Consider the following 4,323-nt stretch of genomic DNA (forward strand, 5'->3'; position numbering starts at 1 on the left):
ATTCTTGCTCCTGATCCGCGGCATCCTCGCCGCGCTCAGGCAGAAAATCCACTTAGCGACCTGTCCGAATTCCCCCGGCCACCTCTCGCACTACCGCCGGTCCAAAAGCGCGAGTGGGGGCAGCGCGGTCGACCACTTCTCGCAAAGCGAAGCTCGACTGAATGTGAGCGACGTAGGGCAATCGTGATAGCTGCGTCCTGTGAATATGCTCGAAATCCTCGATGTCTCGCGCGAGAACTGTGACGAGATAATCGTCGCTTCCGGACATGAGAAAGCATCGGACCGCTGATGCACAATTCCTCAACGCTCCCTCGAACCTGTGAAGTGCTTCCTCGCTTTGGCTGTTGAGGGTGATCCGAACGAGAACTGTCGTGCCTAGGGCGAGGCGACCGAAGTTGAGCGTAGCCGAGTAGCCCCTGATCACACCTGCGTCCTCCAGTACCTTGATGCGCCGTGCGCAGGCGGTACTGGACAGACCGACTCGTTGTGAAAGGTCAGCATGGCTCACCCGGCCGTCGCTGGACAGTTCTCGCAAAAGGGCGAGATCGAGGTGGTCGAGCTGCAAAGACCGATTCCTGCGTCAAGTTGCTCTTTGGCGTAGGAGACCACCGATTTTTTGCCGATGTCAACGCGCTTTCGCCAGGAAACGCCGTCGATTAGCGCTTATCCTTGTACTGCAAACTGGAGGATGAACATGCGTGTCGGCGTTCCGAAGGAGATCAAGGCGCACGAGTACCGGGTAGGTCTGACCCCCGAGGCGGTGAGGGAGTATGTCTCGAACGGTCACGAGGTGCTCGTCGAGACAGGAGCCGGGATGGGGATCGGCGCCAGCGACGAGTTTTACGCCCGAGTTGGAGCGACTATCGTGCCGACCGCGGAAGACGTTTTCGCGAGTGCCGGCATGATTGTGAAGGTTAAAGAGCCGCAACGCGCGGAATGGGAGCGTCTGCGCGAAGGACAGATCCTTTTCACTTACCTCCACCTCGCCCCGGACCCGGATCAGACTCGCGGACTTTTGGCTACAGGATGCACGGCAGTCGCCTTCGAAACCGTGACGGACGCCCGGGGCAACCTGCCCCTTCTCGCTCCCATGAGCGAGGTGGCGGGACGGTTGGCCGTGGAGGCCGCCGGCGCCGGCCTGCGCCGCTACGCGGGTGGCCGGGGCTTGCTCCTAGGCGGCGTTCCCGGCGTGATCCCAGCACGCGTCTTGATCCTCGGGGGTGGAGTCGTCGGCACGCATGCCGCCAGGATGGCTGTGGGCTTGGGCGCCGACGTTGTCGTTCTCGACCGCTCCATCCCGCGCATGCGGGAACTTGACGAAATGTTCGGCGGGCGGGCCAGGACGCGGTTCTCGACTCTCAACGCCGTTGAGGACGAAGTCACGAGGGCTGACGTCGTGATTGGCGCTGTCCTGGTCCCGGGGGCAATCGCCCCCAGGCTTGTCGGGCGGGACATGCTCGGAAGCATGAAGCGTGGCGCGGTGATCGTGGACGTCGCCATCGACCAGGGTGGCTGCTTCGAAACTTCGCATCCGACGACGCACAGCGAGCCGACCTACGAGGTCGACGGGGTGATCCACTATTGTGTGGCGAACATGCCCGGCGCGGTCCCACTCACCTCCAGCCAAGCGCTAAACAACGCGACACTTCCGTTCGGACTTGCGCTCGCCGAGAAGGGAATGATGGCGATGCAGCAGGACCCGCATCTGCGCGACGGGCTCAATGTGCACCACGGCCGTGTCACGCACCGGGCGGTCGCCAGCAGCCTGAACCTCGACTACTGCCCTGCCGAGGAAATGCTGCGCATCTGAGCACCTCTGCGTCCGCAGCTGGCCATCAACAGACGTGGCAGCCAGTGGTTGTTTGCCGGACTGTCGCAGGTGGAGAATTCTAATGCCGAAGTGGGTCTATGCCTTCGGCGGCGGCGCGGCCGAGGGTTCGGGCAGCCAGCGCGACCTGCTCGGCGGCAAGGGCGCCAACCTGGCCGAGATGGCGCAGCTCGGCCTGCCGGTGCCGCCCGGCTTCACGGTGACGACCGAAGTCTGCACCAACTTCTACGCCCACGACCGGCGATACCCCGAAACTGATCCTCCACGGGTTCCGCGCCGAGTGGGGCGCCCGGGTCTATGCCGCGGCTGTCAGCATCATCGCCACCGGGCGCTTGCATGGGCTGACCGCGTTCGGAGCGCTACGGGCCGCGCTGGCCGGGGAAGCGGTCATGCAAAGCGCTTGAGCATGCGTGAGGCGGGTGAGTAGTTACAATCTTTTTCAACGATGTTGGGGAGAAGTTGAATGCGTAAGCTCCTGCTGGCCACCGTGGCCGCACTGGGCGCCTCGATGGGAGTGGCCACTGTGGCGGACGCCCAGACGGCCAGCCCGGCGCCGGGGACCGTGGCGGTCCGCCTAAACGGCCGGTTCCGGTTCTACGGCGGGATCGTCGCTGACCGCGATGCGAACAACAACGCGGCGGGCAACTCGTCTGCGCTTCCGAACCCGACCGGGACCGTGAATGTGGCCGGGGTGGGCGCGCTGCCCGGCACCAACAAGCAATCGAGCTACGGTTTCGGCAACTATGCGCGCTTGTTTCCAGGCTTCGACGGCGTCGCCGCGAACGGCCTGAGGTACGGCGCCAGCCTTGAAATCCGGCAGGATAACAACGTCGGCGCCGGTGGCGGCACGTATGGCGGAGTCGGGGGCGCGAACCGGACGCGCTCCCTCCTGTTCTTCCGGCGGGAATGGGGCTACATCGGCACCGACCAGCTCGGCACCATCCGCCTCGGCTCGACCGACCAGCCGAGCAGCCTTTATGACCGGCAATTTTGAAGATTTCAACGACGGCGGCTTCAACGGCGACATTGGCGGCTTGGCAGCAGGCAACACCCAGCTAACCTGGCCATTCGCCGACTCTGGCGACTACTATACGACAACCAAGGCGATCTACCTGTCGCCGCAGCTTTACGGCCTCGACTTCGGCGTATCCTATGAGCCGAACACCGGCGGCCTGCTGCTGGGCGACCCCTGCAACACCTCGGCTCCGCTCGGCACCGATTTCGTCAACTCAAGTGGTGCTTACACTACTGCAACCGGTGCGAACGGCCAGGGCGTGGCCGGCCCAGGCTGCGACCGTCTCTCCTCCTCGCCGATCAACGCGGAAAGCGCCCGGCGCAAGAACACCGTGGACGCGCTGCTGCGCTACCGCGGCACGTTCGGCGCCTTCGGCGTCGCGGCCACCGGCGGCTACATCGGCGGTGGGCACGTGCTCGACAACTCCGGCCTGGCGTTCACGAACAACCCGCAGGCCGCCGGGGGAATCCGGCCCAACTTTGACGGCCTGAACGTCGGCGACTTCGGCCTTGCCGTGACCTACGGCGGCTTCAGCGTCGGCGGCAAGTATCAGTTCGGCCGCTACAACGGCCAGGTCGGCACGCTCGTCCCGAAGGGGCTGCCGGACAGCGAGGCCTGGACCGCCGGCTTCTCCTACACGGCCGGGCCGCTCATCTTCGGAGCGCATTACCTTTACAACAAGAGCGCGGGCGATGCCGCCAACGCCTTCTACGGCCGCGTGCGCACCGAGCAGGGCATCGCCGCGGGCGGAACCTACTCCCTGGCGCCGGGCCTGTCGCTGTTCGCCTCCTACCTGTATGGCGAGCGCAAGCAGAACGGCTACAACTTCATCACCGGCCAGGGCGTCACGGCCGGGTCAACGGCCGGCAACCCGTACAGCAACAAGATCGCGTCGCAGATCTTCGCGATCGGCACCGGCTTTGAATGGTGATTGCAGAGGGAAGTGTCAAAACCTGGGGCGCTACGCCGCAAGCTGGATCGGCGGGTGGCCAAACCGCCCGTCCAGCACTGCAGCCCCAGCTAAAGTGGGTGGCTCTTGTTGGGTTTCGGGGTGGTGAGGTCGGGATCGGAAAGCGGGTCTGAGAACCTCTGGTGCGCGGGCGGAAGCGGGAGTAGGTGGCCTGCTCGCGCGAGGAGCTTCTGCCATGGCCGCATCCGATCTGGTCAACTTTTCAAGCTTGCTGGACAACGCCAAGTGCTACGCGCTGGTGCGCGAGCACCGCTGGCCAGCGGGCGTGCGCTGCCCTACCTGCGAGAGCGGTGCGGTGATCCGAGACGGATGCGACGACACGCAGCGCCGCCGGCAGCGCTATCGCTGCAAGGCATGTTCGGGGCGTTTCGACGATCTCACCGGCACGGTGCTGGCCGGGCACCACCAGCCGCTGCGGGTGTGGGTGCTGTGCCTGTATTTCATGGGCTTGAACCTGTCCAACCGGCAGATCGCGGGTGAGCTGGGCCTGAACGCCTCAGACGCACAGGC

At 64.9% G+C, this 4,323-nt stretch carries 6 protein-coding genes and 1 pseudogene; 6 read left to right on the forward strand and 1 reads right to left on the reverse strand.

Features of this window, described 5'->3' with window-relative positions:
- The coding region (locus ACFE99_RS23195; RefSeq protein WP_375488959.1) for a hypothetical protein at positions 1-187 on the forward strand (187 nt) is incomplete at its 5' end.
- A gap of 9 nt (positions 188-196) precedes the next feature.
- Here the strand turns inward: ACFE99_RS23195 and ACFE99_RS23200 are convergent.
- Positions 197-565, reverse strand: a pseudogene (locus tag ACFE99_RS23200) (Lrp/AsnC family transcriptional regulator); the annotation flags it as partial.
- A 129-nt stretch (positions 566-694) separates the two neighbouring features.
- Here ACFE99_RS23200 and ald point away from each other — a divergent pair.
- From ald to ACFE99_RS23225, 5 genes are all read left to right on the forward strand, one after another.
- Positions 695-1,810 carry an alanine dehydrogenase gene (ald, locus tag ACFE99_RS23205; protein ID WP_375488949.1) on the forward strand — a complete coding sequence of 372 codons (1,116 nt, stop codon included), beginning with the start codon at positions 695-697 and terminating at the stop codon, positions 1,808-1,810.
- 82 nt (positions 1,811-1,892) lie between these two features.
- Positions 1,893-2,255 (forward strand): PEP/pyruvate-binding domain-containing protein, encoded by a 363-nt coding sequence (locus ACFE99_RS23210; RefSeq protein ID WP_375488951.1) that lies wholly within the window; start codon positions 1,893-1,895, stop codon positions 2,253-2,255.
- A 36-nt stretch (positions 2,256-2,291) separates the two neighbouring features.
- Positions 2,292-2,822 (forward strand): hypothetical protein, encoded by a 531-nt coding sequence (locus tag ACFE99_RS23215; protein WP_375488953.1) that lies wholly within the window; start codon positions 2,292-2,294, stop codon positions 2,820-2,822.
- Positions 2,806-3,774, forward strand: a complete 969-nt coding sequence (locus ACFE99_RS23220; RefSeq protein ID WP_375488955.1) for a porin — start codon at positions 2,806-2,808, stop codon at positions 3,772-3,774. Before ACFE99_RS23215 ends, ACFE99_RS23220 begins: the two co-directional genes overlap by 17 nt.
- Before the next feature lie 214 nt (positions 3,775-3,988).
- Positions 3,989-4,323, forward strand: a 335-nt coding sequence (locus ACFE99_RS23225) for a transposase (RefSeq protein ID WP_375488957.1), incomplete at its 3' end; no start/stop codon positions are given.

The sequence above is a fragment of the uncultured Mycobacterium sp. genome, assembly GCF_964249325.1.
Taxonomy (GTDB): domain Bacteria; phylum Actinomycetota; class Actinomycetes; order Mycobacteriales; family Mycobacteriaceae; genus Mycobacterium.